The organism is Faucicola sp. SE7633, assembly GCF_059264685.1.
This window is the reverse complement of record NZ_JCADBW010000005.1, coordinates 18,980-35,483: the sequence shown is the minus strand read 5'-3', so window position 1 is coordinate 35,483 and position 16,504 is coordinate 18,980. Positions and strand designations below refer to the sequence as shown.

The 16,504-nt window shown below is 47.8% G+C and carries 14 protein-coding genes and 2 tRNA genes; 7 read left to right on the top strand and 9 right to left on the bottom strand.

Features of this window, described 5'->3' with window-relative positions:
* Positions 1-383 precede the first annotated feature (383 nt).
* Positions 384-2,252 (top strand): ABC transporter ATP-binding protein, encoded by a 1,869-nt coding sequence (locus AC5L4R_RS03145; protein WP_494472629.1) that lies wholly within the window; start codon positions 384-386, stop codon positions 2,250-2,252.
* 251 nt (positions 2,253-2,503) lie between these two features.
* Here the strand turns inward: AC5L4R_RS03145 and hisA are convergent, their stop codons facing one another.
* Positions 2,504-3,238 carry a 1-(5-phosphoribosyl)-5-[(5-phosphoribosylamino)methylideneamino]imidazole-4-carboxamide isomerase gene (gene hisA / locus AC5L4R_RS03140; RefSeq protein ID WP_395147597.1) on the bottom strand — a complete coding sequence of 245 codons (735 nt, stop codon included), beginning with the start codon at positions 3,236-3,238 and terminating at the stop codon, positions 2,504-2,506.
* A gap of 256 nt (positions 3,239-3,494) precedes the next feature.
* Here hisA and nhaD point away from each other — a divergent pair, with 256 nt between their 5' ends.
* Together nhaD and sodB are read left to right on the top strand one after the other, a co-directional pair.
* A complete protein-coding gene (gene nhaD / locus AC5L4R_RS03135; protein ID WP_290000227.1) occupies positions 3,495-4,916 on the top strand; it encodes a sodium:proton antiporter NhaD in 1,422 nt (473 codons plus the stop codon).
* Positions 4,917-5,152: 236 nt separating this feature from the next.
* Positions 5,153-5,779 carry a superoxide dismutase SodB gene (sodB, locus tag AC5L4R_RS03130; protein WP_494472628.1) on the top strand — a complete coding sequence of 209 codons (627 nt, stop codon included), beginning with the start codon at positions 5,153-5,155 and terminating at the stop codon, positions 5,777-5,779.
* Between the two features lie 191 nt (positions 5,780-5,970).
* Here sodB and panD read toward each other — a convergent pair whose 3' ends face one another.
* From panD to gltA, 8 genes are all read right to left on the bottom strand, one after another.
* The gene (gene panD, locus AC5L4R_RS03125; RefSeq protein ID WP_494472627.1) at positions 5,971-6,351 is read right to left on the bottom strand and encodes an aspartate 1-decarboxylase; all 381 of its coding nucleotides are present in this window, start codon (positions 6,349-6,351) and stop codon (positions 5,971-5,973) included.
* 112 nt (positions 6,352-6,463) lie between these two features.
* Complete coding sequence (gene pth / locus AC5L4R_RS03120) at positions 6,464-7,066, bottom strand: aminoacyl-tRNA hydrolase (RefSeq protein ID WP_494472626.1); 603 nt, start codon at positions 7,064-7,066, stop codon at positions 6,464-6,466.
* Between the two features lie 30 nt (positions 7,067-7,096).
* Positions 7,097-7,825: a 50S ribosomal protein L25/general stress protein Ctc gene (locus AC5L4R_RS03115; RefSeq protein WP_067056811.1), complete on the bottom strand. Its 729-nt coding sequence runs from the start codon at positions 7,823-7,825 to the stop codon at positions 7,097-7,099.
* Positions 7,826-7,998: 173 nt separating this feature from the next.
* On the bottom strand, positions 7,999-8,961 hold the full coding sequence (locus AC5L4R_RS03110; protein ID WP_067056808.1) for a ribose-phosphate pyrophosphokinase: 963 nt from the start codon (positions 8,959-8,961) through the stop codon (positions 7,999-8,001).
* 185 nt (positions 8,962-9,146) lie between these two features.
* Positions 9,147-9,222 (bottom strand) — tRNA-Gln (locus AC5L4R_RS03105).
* Between the two features lie 136 nt (positions 9,223-9,358).
* A tRNA-Gln gene (locus tag AC5L4R_RS03100) sits at positions 9,359-9,434 on the bottom strand.
* A 60-nt stretch (positions 9,435-9,494) separates the two neighbouring features.
* Positions 9,495-10,448 (bottom strand): 4-(cytidine 5'-diphospho)-2-C-methyl-D-erythritol kinase, encoded by a 954-nt coding sequence (ispE, locus tag AC5L4R_RS03095; RefSeq protein ID WP_494472625.1) that lies wholly within the window; start codon positions 10,446-10,448, stop codon positions 9,495-9,497.
* Between the two features lie 188 nt (positions 10,449-10,636).
* Positions 10,637-11,929 carry a citrate synthase gene (gene gltA / locus AC5L4R_RS03090; protein ID WP_067237223.1) on the bottom strand — a complete coding sequence of 431 codons (1,293 nt, stop codon included), beginning with the start codon at positions 11,927-11,929 and terminating at the stop codon, positions 10,637-10,639.
* Positions 11,930-12,631: 702 nt separating this feature from the next.
* Here gltA and sdhC point away from each other — a divergent pair.
* From sdhC to AC5L4R_RS03070, 4 genes are all read left to right on the top strand, one after another.
* Entirely contained in the window at positions 12,632-13,021 is a 390-nt protein-coding gene (gene sdhC / locus AC5L4R_RS03085) for a succinate dehydrogenase, cytochrome b556 subunit (RefSeq protein WP_067056799.1), read from the top strand.
* Positions 13,022-13,042: 21 nt separating this feature from the next.
* Positions 13,043-13,384, top strand: a complete 342-nt coding sequence (gene sdhD, locus AC5L4R_RS03080) for a succinate dehydrogenase, hydrophobic membrane anchor protein (RefSeq protein ID WP_067056796.1) — start codon at positions 13,043-13,045, stop codon at positions 13,382-13,384.
* A 171-nt stretch (positions 13,385-13,555) separates the two neighbouring features.
* Positions 13,556-15,409, top strand: a complete 1,854-nt coding sequence (gene sdhA, locus AC5L4R_RS03075) for a succinate dehydrogenase flavoprotein subunit (RefSeq protein WP_494472624.1) — start codon at positions 13,556-13,558, stop codon at positions 15,407-15,409.
* Between the two features lie 186 nt (positions 15,410-15,595).
* Positions 15,596-16,306, top strand: coding sequence for a succinate dehydrogenase iron-sulfur subunit (locus tag AC5L4R_RS03070; protein ID WP_494472623.1), 711 nt, complete (start codon positions 15,596-15,598; stop codon positions 16,304-16,306).
* The last annotated feature ends 198 nt before the right edge of the window (positions 16,307-16,504 follow it).

Here is a 16,504-nt window from a genome sequence, read left to right as displayed (position 1 = left end):
CGCATTTAACAATTGCCTTATATCCACCGCCTAAAGGCGGTGGTTTTACGGCAACGAATGATAAACCGATTGCTGGGGTTATTTTAGCAAATTTGGCTGGATAAATTTTGGTCAAATTCCGTATAGTTTTTGCTCAACATACACGCGATGTGTCATGATAAGCTTTGGGTACTGGCGTTACATTTGTTTGCATTCGTCTGCCTTGCAGACGCATTGAGCATGTTAAAATCGACTTGCGAAGCCGATGTTGAATTATTAAGTTTTACCACAATAAAACGTATGGTCATTAAGACAAATCATGTATTATATTGGTCTAAATTATAAACGCTTAGCCATTTAAACTGTCAGGCTTAAATAAGCCAATTGATCAAAGGTCATGCCTTATGCCAATGATGCGCTGGTTTGAAAACCGCCTTAACCCATATCCTGATGATGATTATCACCTGCCGACTGATAGCCTGATTAAGTTTTTGTGGGCGTGCAGCAAGGGCTTGCGCGGTTGGATTTTGGCGTTGATGGTGCTTACGGGGCTGGTCGGGGTGTATGAATCGCTGCTGTTTGCGTGGATTGGGCAGGTGGTTGATTGGCTATCGGTCTACACACCACAGACGCTATGGCAGCATAAAGGTGATGCGCTGTTGGGTATGTTGGCGGTGCTGTTGGTCAGTCCGTTTGTCGTCGCGCTCAGCTCGTTGATTCATTTTCAGGTCATTCAAGGCGTGTTTCCCATGCAGATGCGTTGGCGGTTTCACCGTCAGATGCTGGGGCAGTCGATGCAGTTTTATCAAGATGAGTTTTCGGGGCGTGTGTCGGCAAAGGTCATGCAAACGGCGTTGGCAGTGCGTGATACCATCATGACTGTGGCAGATATGTTCGTCTATGTGCTGGTGTATTTTGTCAGCAGTGGCGTGATTTTGGCGCGGCTTGATGGCTGGTTGTTGTTGCCGTTTGTGCTGTGGTTGGTGTTGTTTGTCGCTTCGGTGGCGTTTTTTATCCCAAAACTCAAAGCGTCTGCCAGTCGGCAAGCCGATGCACGTGCGCTGATGACGGGGCGCGTCACTGATGCGTATGCCAATATCATGACGGTCAAATTATTTAGTCATTCACGGCGCGAATTAAGCTATGCTAAATCCGCCATGAATCAATTTTTGGGCACGGTACATGACCAGATGCGCTGGGTATCACGGTTTGAAATTGTCAATCACACCATCAATGTGTTGTTGGTTGGCTCAACCGTCGCGCTCGGGTTGTATTTGTGGCGGTACCAAAATCTATCTGTCGGGGCGATTGCGGCAGCTACCGCGATGGCGCTGCGGCTTAATGGCCTGACACATTGGATCATGTGGCAGACTGCTAGCCTGTTTGAGAGCATTGGCACGGTGCAAGATGGCATGAAAACGCTATCTAAACCGCATACCGTGGTCGATCAACCTAACGCAAAACAACTGGTCGTCCAACGCGGCGATATCGTGTTTGACCATGTGGATTTTAGCTACGGCAAAAAGGGCAGTCAGGCGCGTAAAGGCGACAAAGCCGCGCAAAAACTGCTTGATGATTTTAATTTGCACATCAAAGCAGGGGAAAAAATCGGACTGGTTGGGCGTTCAGGCGCAGGCAAATCGACGTTGGTTAATCTGCTGCTGCGCTTTTATGATGTTGAAAACGGTAAAATTTTGCTCGATGGGCAGGACATCAGCGAGGTAACCCAAGAAAGCCTACGCCAACAAATCGGCATGGTAACACAAGACACCTCGCTGCTGCACCGCAGTGTGCGTGATAACATCGCTTACGGTCGCCCCGATGCCAGCGAAGCCGACATCATCGCCGCTGCCAAACAGGCACATGCGTGGGAATTTATTCAAACTCTATCCGATGCCAAAGGCAACACGGGGCTTGACACCCAAGTGGGTGAGCGCGGCGTTAAGCTCTCTGGTGGGCAGCGTCAGCGCATTGCCATTGCGCGCGTGATGCTCAAAAACGCACCAATTTTGCTGCTGGATGAAGCCACCAGCGCGCTTGATAGTGAGGTTGAGCATGCGATTACCGACAGCCTCAATGAGATGATGGCAGGCAAGACCGTGATTGCGATTGCTCACCGTTTATCGACAATTGCCGCGCTTGACCGTCTGGTAGTAATGGATCAGGGGCGGATTGTTGAGCAAGGCTCCCACCAAGAATTGCTTGCCAAAGGTGGTGTGTACGCACGACTGTGGCAACGGCAAAGCGGTGGGTTTTTGGGTAAAGATGATTGAGCGGATCAGTCTAGTATTTAGCCAAACAATTCTGCATAGCTTTTTAGGCAAAGTAGCTCATAAGATGACGTAGCTTGAGTGTATCATCGTATGGCTACTACACCAGTCCCAAATCAAGCTTTACCTTGCAATCGCGGTCGCCTTTGCAATAGATATGTGTTGAGTGTATACCACCAGTCAGCGGTTGGTAACGCGCGGCGCATTCATGGTAGAACACAATAACAAATAACAAACGTATCCAGCTTAACCGATTACTGTTCGCTATCCAGCAACGCCTGCGCTTGCTTGATATCTAACGAGCCTTCATAAATCGCCCGTCCTGTGATAATTCCTGCCAAATGCGCGCGATATGGCAGCAGCCGCTCGATATCGCCCAAATCTGTCACCCCGCCCGATGCGATCACAGGCAGCCCACACGCTTGCGCCAAGCCCACGGTTTGCTCAACATTTACGCCCTGCATCATGCCATCGCGCGCAATATCGGTATACACAATCGCTGACACGCCTGCATCGGCAAAGCGTTTAGCAAGCTCGGTTGCGCGTGTATCAGTGACATTCGCCCAGCCATGCGTTGCCACCATACCGTCTTTGGCATCAATGCCAACGATGATATGCCCAGCAAACTCACGGCAAGCTTGTTCGACAAATTCAGGTTGTTCGACCGCCTTGGTGCCGATGATGATGCTACTAAGCCCTGCTGCCAAATACTGCTCAATGGTACGCAAGCTGCGTACTCCACCGCCCAACTGGATTGGCAAATCAGGATGCGCCGCTGCAATCGCTGTCACCACTGACTTATGGACAGGCACACCATCAAACGCGCCGTTTAAATCCACCAAATGCAGCCGCCGCGCACCTTGTGCCACCCAATGCTTTGCCATCGCCACAGGATCATCGCTAAATACCGTGTCATCTTCCATACGTCCTTGCTTAAGGCGTACGCATTTGCCGTCTTTGAGGTCAATCGCAGGGATTAGCAAAGTCATCGCTTGTCCTTTAATTATGAAAAATTTTTAACGTATAATCAAATACTTAATACGCACCTAACCGCACCAAGTCTAGCACGGCTAAATGGTTTTACCGTATAATGCGTCATTTGGGCAAAATAATCCAGCAAAATTGTCGCAAAGTTGGGCGTATTAAGTTACAGCAAGCCACCGCTAGCGTGGGTAAGGCAATCCACCCGATCATAACCAACCGACAATGAGTAATTAGGAGGCAAGGGTGTCGCTAACGATTTTAATGGCAGCGGTATTTGTATTGGGCTATTTGGCGATTGCCTTTGAGCACACCATTTACGTGAATAAAGCTGCCAGTGCCTTACTGACGGCGGTGCTACTGTGGGTGCTGTTATCGTTTGGTATGGGTCATGGAGTAGGGCAAAACGGTATCGGTGCAGAACTTGCCGAGCATCTGGCAGAAGTGTCAGAAATTCTGTTTTTCTTGTTGGGCGCGATGACAATTGTCGAGTTGATCGATGCCCATGACGGTTTTCGCGTTATCACAGATCGTATCAGCACCCAAAGCGTCACCAAACTGATGTGGATTATCGGCACGTTGGCATTTTTCTTGTCTGCGCTGTTGGATAATTTGACCACCACCATTGTCATGATATCACTGGTTGCCAAGCTAATTGATGACAAGGAACTGCGTTGGTACTTTGCAGGGCTGGTTGTCATTGCAGCCAACGCGGGCGGCGCGTGGTCACCGATCGGCGATGTCACCACCACCATGTTGTGGATTGGCGGACAAATCAGCGCACTTGGCATCATGCGCGATGTATTTTTGCCAAGTTTGGTCTGCGCGATGGTGCCGATGGCATTGCTTAGCATGAAGTTTAAAGGGCGCACCTTTAGCCCACTGACTGCTCACGCTTCAAGCCGCCATACTCCTGCCTTGGCAAACATCGACCCCAATACCGACCCCATGCCCAAGCAAATCCACGCGCTTAGAGTCGATATTCATGACGAGATTCAAGCCAGTATCAGCCCCACGCTGCGCCGCGGTATTTTAGCACTGGGGCTAGGTGCATTGGCGTTTGTACCCGTGTTCAAAACCGCCACCCATTTACCGCCGTATATGGGCGTGCTGTTCGGGCTTAGCATTGTCTGGATGGTTGCGGCATTGACCCACCGCCAACAAGATGACTATATCAAAGAGCGCATCGGTATCGAGGGCGTATTAAAGCGCGTTGATATGCCCAGTATTTTATTTTTCTTGGGGATTTTGCTGGCAGTCGGGGCATTGGCGACAGCAGGTATTTTGGCCGATGTTGCCGCGTGGCTTGATGGGCATTTTGGTAACATTTACGTCATCAACATGCTGATTGGTCTGCTGTCCTCACTGGTTGATAACGTGCCGCTTGTGGCAGGCGCAATGAACATGTATCCGTTGGCTACCGATGCCACCATTGCCCAAGCCACGGGCGCGGAGGCAGCGCGGCTTGCCATGTTTAGCCATGACGGGGTATTTTGGAAGTTTTTGGCGTATTGTGCAGGCACAGGTGGCAGCTGCTTGATCATTGGCTCGGCAGCAGGCGTTGCCGCGATGGGCATGGAGAACATCTCGTTTGGTTGGTATCTCAAAAAAATCGCTTGGTTGGCATTGGTGGGCTACCTAGCAGGTGCAGCAGTGTACATTGCGATTACGCTATTATTTGGTTAAAAAATTTTTGATGAAAAACCGTCTGGCTCAAGTTTTTACGTCGGGTTAAGTCGTGCATATCACCGTTGCGTTTGATAAACTTTCGCCTACCAAACCACAACACAAGAGACGGCAAAATTTGCTATTTTATTACCCAATAATTCACTGATATCTGCTCAGTGAATTATGTTAAAGTCAAAAATTTTCTTAAATAATAGCCATTGAGTAGTTATTTAGCCAACGTTAAGGAAAAAATTATGTCACAAGTTACCCTACCAGACCTACCTTACAGTAAAGACGCACTAGAACCACATATCAGCGCCGAAACTTTAGAATTTCACCATGACAAACACCACGCAGCCTATGTGAATAAGCTCAATGAGCTGCTACCAGGTTCAGGTCTAGAAGGCAAAGAGCTTGATGAAATCATCAAAGCCAGTGCCAAAGATGACAGCAAAACGGCCATCTTTAACCAAGCGGCACAAGTGTGGAACCACACCTTCTACTGGAATAGCATGACCCCAAATGGTGGCGGTGAACCAACGGGCGAACTAAAAGACAAAATCAACGAAGCGTTTGGTTCGTACGCCAAATTCCGTGAAGAGTTCAAAAACGCGGCCGTCAGCCAATTTGGTTCAGGTTGGGCGTGGTTGGTTGCCGACACTGAAGGTGGCAAGCTATCAATCATGAAAACTGCCAACGCAGATACCCCAATGGTGCATGGCAAAGTGGCTGTTTTGACTTGTGACGTGTGGGAGCACGCGTACTACATCGACTACCGCAACCGTCGCCCTGATTATGTTGATACTTTCCTTGATAATTTGGTGAACTGGGATTATGCCAACGCCAAATACCATGAAAGATCAGCAGGCGTAGAAGAATAATTGCTGGACCATCCGTCAAAAAAACGCTCTTTTACTGCAAGAGCGTTTTTTTAGGCGATTTTTAGGTTTACGGTCAATAGCTTGACATAAAAAAAGCAGCGATACACCACGCTGCTTTTTTTATGCCTGCTGGCTTTTGTGCGGGCTTGTTTTACACCGGTTAGACCAGCCTCATTCAAGCATTGTGTCTGCTAAGAGACCTGCACAGGAATCACATTTGCCGTATCTTTAACCACATTGCCTTCATCCAAATACACCAAACGCGGTTGGTGGCGGTCGGCCTCTTGCTCATCCATTTGCGCGTAGGCAGCGATGATGACGATATCATCCAAATCTGCCATGTGCGCTGCCGCACCGTTTAGCGAAATCATCTTAGAACCTGCTTCAGCGCGAATCGCATAGGTACGAAAACGCTTACCATTGGTCACGTTGTAGATATCAATGGATTCATTTTCACGAATACCTGCCAAATCCAGCAGCTCGCTGTCAATACCGCACGAGCCTTCATAATGCAGCTCACAATGCGTCACACGCGCCCGATGAAGCTTGGCTTTTAGCATAGTCAATAACATGGCAAATTCCTAGATGACAAAACGCAAAATTATTAAATTTAAATGCCCAAACTTGTCTGCTAGGTAAGACCTAGATGGCAAAAATCAAGACATCGCCAAAAAAGAGATAGATTTAATCAACAAAAAAACTATGCAAGGCTTGCTGCGCAGCGGCAATATTACCTGCCACCAAGTCTGGCATCGCTTGCATGGCCGCATCTAGCATACGCTCAAATACAATGCGCTCATCAGGCGTAGGCGCGCCCAAGACATACCCTGTGACCAAGGACTTGTGCCCCGGATGCCCAATGCCTAAGCGTAAGCGATAAAAATCTGCCCCGATACGCGGCACGATATCACGCAGGCCATTGTGCCCACCATGACCACCGCCAAACTTGAGGCGTATCCGTCCAACAGGCAAATCTAGTTCATCGTGTGCGATTAAAATTTGATTGGGTGAAATATCAAAAAACTGGCTGAGTGCGCCCACCGATTGCCCCGACGCATTCATAAACGTGGTTGGTAGCAGCAGGCGCACCTCGTGCCCTGCCACTTGCCCACGTCCGACCAAACCGTGAAACTTCTTGTCTTGGCTAAGTGTGATGCCGTACGCATCGGCAATGCGCTCAACCAACCAAAAGCCCGCGTTATGCCGTGTTTGGGCATATTGCGCGCCGGGGTTGCCAAGCCCAACAATCAGCGTGAGACTTGATGAGGCTTTGGTTTTATCAGACATGGTCAATCACATCAATCAACAAACGCGCTATTACTCATCATCACTCTTAGGCGCGTCATGGGTGTCGTCTTGCGCTTGTACTTTACGCGCTTCTTCATCGTCCTCAGTTGAACGTGTGCCTGCACCTTCTTCGTGCTCTTCAGGCTCAATAGGCTCTTCAACAGGCTCAAGCGTTGGTGCTTGCATGGTTGCAACAGTACGGTTGAATGGCTCTTCAACTTCCAATTCACGAATGGCCACGCCTTCAGGCATGTTGATATCCATCAAGTGAATTGAATCGCCAACCGCCATGCCAGACACATCGATGCTGATAAATTCAGGAATCTTCGATGGGATACAGGTGATTTCAAGGTCAGTTGCGTTGGATACAAAGATACCGCCTTCTTTGGTACCAGGTGCATCTTCAATACCCACATAATGTAGAGGTACAGTCACGTTCATGGCCTGACCACGAACAATACGCTGAAAATCAGCATGCATTGGGGTGTTTTTGGCAGGATGACGTTGCAACGCTTTGATGATAACTTCTTCAGCTTCTTGACCTTCAACGTTGATAGTCAAAATGTGTGAGAAAAACGCTTCGTTTTGTAGCGATTTAATCAACTCATTGTAGCGCAAAGACACTGATAGTGGCTCTTTGTCTGCACCGTATACGATAGCAGGCACGAGGTTTTGCTTACGCAGGCGGCGGCTCGCACCTTTACCTTGCTGATCGTCGCTACGCACGACAGCGTTTAGCGTAAAATCTTGTTGGCTCATGGAAAAATTCCTTTGCTGGTAAAAAATAAATCACCAAACCATCGTTACCAGTCTGGTGATACATCAAACGGGCAGTATTTGCGACCAATACTACCTGTTGCCATTTTTAGTCAGATAAAACTATATATTTATTCATAATATCTAACAAAAATGGCAAAAAATTGTAAATCTTATTAGAAATTCATATCAAAAATATCAAACATCGCGCTGAGTGACTCTTCGTTATTGATACGACGCAATGCTTCTGCCAACATCGGCGCAATAGTGACCTGACGGATTTTGTCACACGCTTGGGCAGCAGGCGATAATGGAATGGTGTCAGTCACGACGATTTCGTCCAAATAAGACGCGCTAATTGTTTCAATGGCCTTACCTGATAGCACAGGGTGGGTGATATAGCCCACCACACGGCGCGCGCCGTTTTCTTTGAGGGCAGCAGCAGCTTTGCACAGCGTACCTGCGGTATCGACCATATCATCAATGATCACGCAGTCACGGTCTTCCACATCACCGATGATATGCATCACTTGTGACTCATTGGCGCGCGCACGGCGTTTATCGATGATTGCCATGTCTGCATCGCCCAGCGATTTTGCCATGGCACGCGCACGCACCACACCGCCAACGTCAGGTGACACCACCATCAAGTTTTCATAATGCTGTTGGCGCAAATCTTTGAATAGCACAGGTGTGCCGTAAATGTTATCAACAGGAATATCAAAAAAACCTTGGATCTGATCAGAGTGCAAGTCCACCGTTACCACGCGGTCAATACTAACGATATTGAGCATATCGGCAACGACTTTGGCAGAAATAGGCACCCGTGCTGAGCGTGGGCGGCGATCTTGACGCGCATAGCCAAAATACGGCATCACCGCCGTGATTCGTCCTGCACTGGCACGACGCAGCGCATCTGCCATCACCATCAATTCCATCAAATTATCATTGGTAGGTGCGCAGGTAGATTGCAAAATAAAGACATCTTTACCGCGTACGTTTTCTTGTATTTCAACCGCGATTTCACCATCCGAAAAGCGCGTCACATCCGCACGCCCCAGTGGAATATGCAAGTGATTGGTGACGTTTTTTGCCAATTCGGGGTGGGCATTGCCCGTAAAAATCGCTAAATACGGCATAGCTATTTCCTATCACGGCTGCAAGTCATACGATCCAACTCGTTTTACCAAAACAAAAATACCCATCAAACAACGCGCTTTGGCATATTTTGAAGGGTATAGCAATATCTAGGTATCACGATTTAATCGATGTTTACCCCATCATCAGAAAAACATAGGTCACTATGATAGAGTAAAATAAAAAATGGCAGGGGTAGCTGGACTCGAACCAACGGATGTCAGGATCAAAACCTGATGCCTTACCAACTTGGCGATACCCCTAAAGCTCGGCTACAAAGCTAGTCATCGACTAACTAAGATGGCAGTCTTACGCTGCGCACTATACCGATTTTGCAGGGTTTTGTCAATTTTTATCGTGATTAAATTTAAACACGCTATGACAAAAACCTAAAGAAGATGGCAGGGGTAGCTGGACTCGAACCAACGGATGTCAGGATCAAAACCTGATGCCTTACCAACTTGGCGATACCCCTATTTAGAAGCGTTATTTTAGCCGAAAATTTTTAAAAAGCAAGACTTTTGGTGAAAATAAATCAATTTTTTTCAATAAGTGGCGTGGCGTCTAGTGTATGCACCACGATAGCACGGCAAGGTGCGCGCTGCTGCCAATTTTGGAGGGTATGGTTGTCAATACCTTTTGGTAAAGGCAAAAACACGCTACCGCCTGAACCTGTCAAGCGGGCGGTGGTTTGGGTGGTTGCGCTCAATACTTGCAAGTAGTTTAGTGCCGTCTGCACAGGTTGCGATAACTGGCTGACAACAGGCTCAAACACATTACCAAACGGCGCGTTCATGTGGTCTAAGTAATCAGCTTGGCGTTGGTCAATATCGTGAAGTGACAGCGTTGGACAGTCGCGGCGCAAATCGCTGTGGGCAAAAAGGCGCGCGGTGTTGATGTGATCATCAGGTGTCAATAATAAAAAACGCTGTGGCGGTAAGTCAATCGGCGTGAGCTGCTCACCTATACCTTCAGCCATCGCGTCTTGCCCAACAATAAAAATCGGAACATCCGCGCCAAGGGTTGCGCCAATGGCTTGTAACTCATCGTTTTGTAGCCCCAATTGCCAAATTTGGTTGAGCAGCAGCAGCACGCTTGCGCAATCTGACGACCCACCGCCTAGCCCTGCGCCCATTGGGATGCGTTTGCTAAGGTGTAGATTGATCGCAGATAATGTGGCGATTTGATCGGGTGATAAAGTCTGATAAGCGTGTGCCAATAGAGCAGCAGCGGCTTTGATGATTAGATTATTGCGGATATTGTCAGTAATCGGCGTGTCACAAGTTAGGCTAACAAAATCTAGCACGTCTAGCGCAGCAGTATCTTGTCGTGTGGTACGCTGGGCAGCTGAAACGCTCGCAATCAAGGTGTCACACAAATCAATCAGCCGAAACACAGTTTGTAAATTGTGGTAGCCATCGGCACGTTTGCCTGTGATATGTAAAAACAGATTGATTTTGGCGGGGCAGGACACGCGGTAGGTATTCATGGCAAATATTGGTTAAACACTAAATTGGTTAAACACTAAATTGGTTAAACACTAAATTGGTTAAACACTAAATTGGTTAAACACTAAAATGATGGGCTAAATTGTAGCATGCTGGCAAGCAGACAGTAGTATTATGCATAAAAAAACCCAACACAAATGGTTGGGCTTTTGCGTACATCCAATATAAATTAGCGTTGTTCGACAGGTACAAAGTCGCGTTGGGTAGGTCCTGTGTAAAGCTGACGTGGACGACCGATTTTGTACGGTGCTGAGTGCATCTCGATCCAGTGGCTAATCCAACCTGCAGTACGCGCCAAGGCAAAAATCACGGTAAACATCGACGTTGGAATACCGATGGCTTTTAGGATAATACCTGAATAAAAATCAACGTTTGGATACAAATTACGCTCGATGAAGTACGGATCATTCAAAGCGATTTGCTCAAGTTTCATCGCCAGTTCAAGCTGCGGATCATTGATACCCAATGCGCCAAGCACTTCATCACATGTCTCTTTCATCACGCGCGCGCGTGGGTCGAAGTTTTTATAAACGCGGTGACCAAAGCCCATCAACTTGACTTCTTTGCGCTTAACTTTTTCCATGAAGTCATCGACATTCTCAACGCTGCCGATCTCATCTAGCATTTGCAATACCGCTTCGTTAGCCCCACCGTGTGCAGGTCCCCACAATGCAGCGATACCTGCTGCGATACACGCATAAGGATTAGCACCTGTAGAACCTGCTAGGCGTACGGTTGAGGTTGATGCGTTTTGCTCATGATCGGCGTGCAGGGTGAAAATCTTATCCATTGCTTTGGCAAGGATTGGATTAACTTTATAGTCTACGTCTGCGGGGGTGGCAAACATCATATACAAGAAGTTTTCAGCATAGCTTAAGTCATTGCGTGGGTACATAAACGGCTGACCTTGGCTATATTTATACGACATTGCCGCAATGGTAGGTACTTTAGCAATCAAGCGAATTGCTGTAATTTCACGGTGATCTTCTTTGCTGACATCCAAGTTATTGTGATAAAACGCTGATAATGCGCCCATCACACCGACCATGATCGCCATGGGGTGCGCGTCACGGCGGAAACCTTCAAAAAACTTACGCAGCTGATCATTGACCATCGAGTGCTTGCTAACTTTATCATAAAAATCAGCTTTTTGCTCAGCGGTTGGCAATTCGCCATGCAATAGCGCGTAGCAGACTTCCAAATATTCAGCTTGATCAGCAAGCTGTTCAATGGGATACCCGCGATACAACAACACGCCTTTTTCACCATCAATATAAGTGATTTTTGATTCAACGGCAGCAGTCGCCATAAACCCTGGGTCGTACGACCAGTAGCCTGCTTGTTGCACGCCTTTAATATCTAGCACAGGGTTGCCAAGCGTGCCTTCAATAATAGGTAGTTCGTAGTCTTTGCCATCGACTTGCAAGGTAGCTGCTGACGTGGCGGTGTTATTGTCCGACATGGTCCATTCCTCTGTTTGTGTACATGTTATAAGTACGTGGTTATCAAAATCGTGCCAGCCAAGACCGCCAGCACGGCTGTGGTTTGAACGGCACGGTGCTATCATTTGCACTGAGGGTTGCACAAAAAATCTGCACATAAATTTTGGTTATCTTAGCAGTATTTTGGGCAAAAAAGAAAGCAAATTGCAGTTTTGCAACAATTTGTCGCCAAAAAGTGCCAGTTTGTCGTCATTGACGGCAGGCTTTTTAAGTCAAGCTACGCAAAGGGCATTGATAACATGTGCTAACTTATCAATCTAGCACAATAAATGTAGTTTTTTGTCGTTTTTGTTTGTAATTGTAAGCCAAGCCTTCTATAATTAAGCAAATTTATTAATTGCAATTTTTGCAATTTGGTTGAAAGTGCGTCGAGATAGAATTTAACCAACATGGGTTATATTTTATCACAGTCTGATGACCGCTCAACCATCATGAGTTGATTGGCGCTGCTATGGCATGGGTTTTTGATAAAAACCTGCTATATAGTGACGTTGATGCGCGCCCACTACCACGCTAACGTTTGTGTGGATGTTATGAGCGGTGTGCGTGCTTAATCTTTGTATGACGCTAGCTATTCCTGATTTCGATGGTTGGGTGTGTCGGGCGAGGTGACCGTCGCCTTGTGCCAGCAGGCTCGGCCCAATCGACCCTGTAACTAAAGGATGCCCGCTGTGAAAAGCAACCGCCCTGTCGTTTTGCCGCTAAGTCTGGTGGTCGAGGTAAACTCAAAAAACCCCGTTGCCATGACGTCGATTACCCACCGCGTGTCGGGTGTGGTATTGTTCTTGATGATTCCTGTGCTGTTGTGGGTGTTTCAACACTCATTGGCTACCCCTGAAGGCTTTGCGCATATTTTTGATAATATTTTGGTGCGCCTGTTGGTGTGGGTGTTGGCCGCTGCGACAGGCTACCATTTTGTCATGGGTATCAAACACTTGCTTGCCGATATGGGCATGAATGAAGAGCTTAAAAGCGGACGCACGGCAGCGATTGTCGGCTTTGTGATTGCGCTACTTTGGGTGTTGGCTTCGTTTGTTTGGATTGTGTTGTAAGACGCGGCAAGGGAGAATGCAATGAAAAGTGCAACAGGTTTGACAGGTTCGGGCACGCGCGATTGGGTGGTACAGCGTATCAGTGCGGTGGTGCTGGCGGTGTATGCGCTGGTGATGCTGTGCTGGTTTTTGACCCATGATCATACCTTTGAATTGTGGCGTGGCTTTATGCTAAGCCTGCCGATGCGTTTGTTTAACTTATTGGCGATTTTGGCGATTGCTGCGCACGCGTGGGTGGGTATGTGGACGGTGTTCACCGATTATGTCAAGTCAGGTGGCTTGCGGTTTGTGCTACAAGCGGCGATGATTTTGGCGTTGTTGGTGTACGTGTTCTGGGGTGTGATGATTTTCTTTTTCTCATAAGATTTTTATTTTAAATATGAGCAATAAGATACGCCCGACGTGATTTAGTTGTTTTGAATTTGGTTTAGCTTTTGGCTTGAACAAGTCGCTTGGCTAAATGCTTGAATTTTAACGATATTTAGCCATACAATGCGTTGTATCAAACAAGCGATATAAGATAGGAAACCCAACATGGCATTGGCACCAGACACTCCAATTAGCAATATCAAAACCTTGACCTTTGACGCTGTGATTGTTGGCGGCGGCGGTTCGGGTATGCGTGCGTCGCTACAGTTGGCACGCGGCGGCTTGAATGTCGCGGTTTTAACCAAAGTTTTTCCCACCCGCTCGCATACAGTTGCGGCGCAAGGCGGGATTGGCGCAAGCCTTGGTAATATGAGTGAAGATAATTGGCATTTTCACTTTTATGACACCATCAAAGGCTCAGACTGGCTTGGCGACCAAGATGCGATTGAATACATGTGCCGTGAAGCACCAAAAGTGGTGTATGAGCTTGAGCACATGGGCATGCCGTTTGACCGTAACGCCGATGGCACGATTTATCAACGGCCGTTTGGTGGTCACACGTCAAATTATGGCGAAAAGGCCGTACAACGCGCGTGTGCTGCCGCTGACCGCACGGGGCATGCGCTGTTGCACACTTTGTACCAAAAAAACCTTGAGCAAGGTACGCAGTTTTTTGTTGAGTGGATTGCGCTTGATCTCATCAAAGATGTCCACGGTAACATCGGTGGCGTGATTGCACTTGATCAAGAAACAGGCGCGATTTCAGTATTTCAAGCCAAAACCACGGTATTGGCAACGGGTGGGGCGGGCCGTATTTTTGCCGCTTCAACCAATGCCTATATCAACACGGGTGATGGCTTGGGCATGGCGGTGCGTGCAGGCATTCCGCTACAAGATATGGAGTTTTGGCAATTTCACCCAACAGGCGTGGCAGGCGCGGGGGTGCTATTGACCGAAGGTTGCCGCGGCGAAGGTGCGTTATTGCGTAACAAAGACGGTGAAGCGTTCATGGAGCGTTACGCGCCAACTTTGAAAGACTTGGCACCGCGTGATTTCGTATCACGCTCGATGGACCAAGAAATCAAAGAAGGACGCGGTATGGGCCCAAACGGTGACTATGTTGTGCTGGACATGACCCACTTGGGTGTGGACACCATCATGAAACGCTTACCATCGGTGTATGAAATCGGCAAAAACTTCGCCAACGTCGATATTACCAAAGAGCCGATTCCTGTTGTACCAACCATTCACTACCAAATGGGTGGTATCCCAACCAATATCCACGGGCAGGTAATGGTGCCAGATTTGGACGCAGGCACGGATGAAAACGGTCTATACGCTAAGCAAAAAATCGTCAAAGGCTTGTACGCGATTGGTGAATGCTCGTGCGTGTCCGTACACGGTGCAAACCGTCTAGGCACCAATTCACTGCTTGACTTGGTGGTCTTTGGACGCGCTGCAGGGCAACATATCATTGATGAATTCCATGCCGCTGACCGCCACGAATATGAGCCACTACCCAGTGATGTGCTTGACAAAACCCTCAAGCGCCTAGATGGCTTGCAACAATCAACCGAAGGCTTGAACGCGCAAGAAGTTGCCGATGAAATCCGCCGCATCATGCAGCAACACGCAGGTGTATTCCGCACCCAAGCCATGATGGATGAAGGCGTGCAAAAAATTCTGGCAATGGAGAGTAAAGTTAATCGCATTCACTTGGCGGATAAGTCACAAGTCTTTAATACCGCGCGTATCGAAGCGTTAGAAGTGGCTAATTTGTATGAAGTGGCAAAAGCGACGATGATTTCTGCGTCATTGCGCCATGAATGCCGCGGTGCACATGCCGTGCTTGACTATGAACGTCCAGATAATGACCCGTATGCGCCACTTGGTCGTAATGATCATGAATGGATGAAGCACACGCTGTGGTATTCAGAAGGTAATCGTGTGATTTATAAACCCGTACGCACCACGCCGCTGACCGCCAAGTACATTGAGCCAAAAGTTCGTACGTTCTAAGTTTTACCCGTTCATTTGGGCTTGGCAGCTTGTGGCAAGCCCAAATAAAGTTTTAGCCGAGGGCGTATTTAGCCAATTAACCGATACGCCATCTTGCCAATTATCAGCGTTTGGTCATGACAGTCTATAGCCATGGCAGCAAGACAATAAACGCGATCCATAAATAAGTTGTGTGGAGTTAGCACTATGAGCCGAGGTACTCGCACCATCGAAATTTTCCGCTACGACCCCGATCGGGACGCAGCCCCACGTATGCAAACTTATACGATTGAGCTGCTTGATAGCGATCGTATGTTGCTAGACGTGTTGATTCGTCTAAAAAAAATGGACGAAACCTTGACGTTTCGCCGTTCATGCCGTGAGGGGATTTGTGGTTCAGACGGTATGAACATCAATGGCAAAAACGGTTTGTCATGCTTGATCAACATGAACACCTTGCCTGAGAAAATCACCCTACGCCCCTTACCAGGTTTACCAGTGATTCGCGATCTGGTGGTGGATATGAACCAATTTTATGAGCAGTACGAAAAAGTTCATCCATACTTGATCAATGACCAACCTGCGCCGCCCACCGAACGCCTACAATCACCTGAAGAGCGTGAAAAGCTAAACGGTCTGTATGAGTGTATCTTATGCGCATGTTGCTCAACAAGTTGTCCATCGTTCTGGTGGAACCCTGACAAGTTCTTAGGACCATCGGCCTTGCTAAACGGTTATCGCTTTGTTGCCGATAGCCGCGATACCGACACCCAAGAGCGTTTGGCGCGTCTGGATGATCCATTTAGCCTATTTCGTTGCCGCGGTATCATGAACTGTGTATCAGTGTGTCCAAAGGGTCTAAACCCAACCCGCGCTATCGGGCATCTACGCAGTATGCTGCTTGAACAAGCGGGCTAATCGCGGTAAGCTTATACCAAAACCTCAGTCACACTGAGGTTTTCTATTATATAGCTATCTACTGTGTAGTAAATTAAGGACTAGGGTTAAGTTTTCTCAACAAAAAAAGAACACAATGGGCTAAGCATAATTTGCTAAATGCGCTATCATAAAGTGGAAAAAAACATAAGCTTTTAGCAAGTATTTTGCCGTTTTTTA

Bases quoted from the DNA above. Each gene is read 5' to 3' on its own strand.
- AC5L4R_RS03145 (WP_494472629.1), top strand. From the start codon at position 384: ATGCCAATGATGCGCTGGTTTGAAAACCGCCTTAACCCATATCCTGAT.
- hisA (WP_395147597.1), bottom strand. From the start codon at position 3,238: ATGACTTTGCTAATCCCTGCGATTGACCTCAAAGACGGCAAATGCGTA.
- nhaD (WP_290000227.1), top strand. From the start codon at position 3,495: ATGGCAGCGGTATTTGTATTGGGCTATTTGGCGATTGCCTTTGAGCAC.
- sodB (WP_494472628.1), top strand. From the start codon at position 5,153: ATGTCACAAGTTACCCTACCAGACCTACCTTACAGTAAAGACGCACTA.
- panD (WP_494472627.1), bottom strand. From the start codon at position 6,351: ATGTTATTGACTATGCTAAAAGCCAAGCTTCATCGGGCGCGTGTGACG.
- pth (WP_494472626.1), bottom strand. From the start codon at position 7,066: ATGTCTGATAAAACCAAAGCCTCATCAAGTCTCACGCTGATTGTTGGG.
- AC5L4R_RS03115 (WP_067056811.1), bottom strand. From the start codon at position 7,825: ATGAGCCAACAAGATTTTACGCTAAACGCTGTCGTGCGTAGCGACGAT.
- AC5L4R_RS03110 (WP_067056808.1), bottom strand. From the start codon at position 8,961: ATGCCGTATTTAGCGATTTTTACGGGCAATGCCCACCCCGAATTGGCA.
- ispE (WP_494472625.1), bottom strand. From the start codon at position 10,448: ATGAATACCTACCGCGTGTCCTGCCCCGCCAAAATCAATCTGTTTTTA.
- gltA (WP_067237223.1), bottom strand. From the start codon at position 11,929: ATGTCGGACAATAACACCGCCACGTCAGCAGCTACCTTGCAAGTCGAT.
- sdhC (WP_067056799.1), top strand. From the start codon at position 12,632: ATGCCCGCTGTGAAAAGCAACCGCCCTGTCGTTTTGCCGCTAAGTCTG.
- sdhD (WP_067056796.1), top strand. From the start codon at position 13,043: ATGAAAAGTGCAACAGGTTTGACAGGTTCGGGCACGCGCGATTGGGTG.
- sdhA (WP_494472624.1), top strand. From the start codon at position 13,556: ATGGCATTGGCACCAGACACTCCAATTAGCAATATCAAAACCTTGACC.
- AC5L4R_RS03070 (WP_494472623.1), top strand. From the start codon at position 15,596: ATGAGCCGAGGTACTCGCACCATCGAAATTTTCCGCTACGACCCCGAT.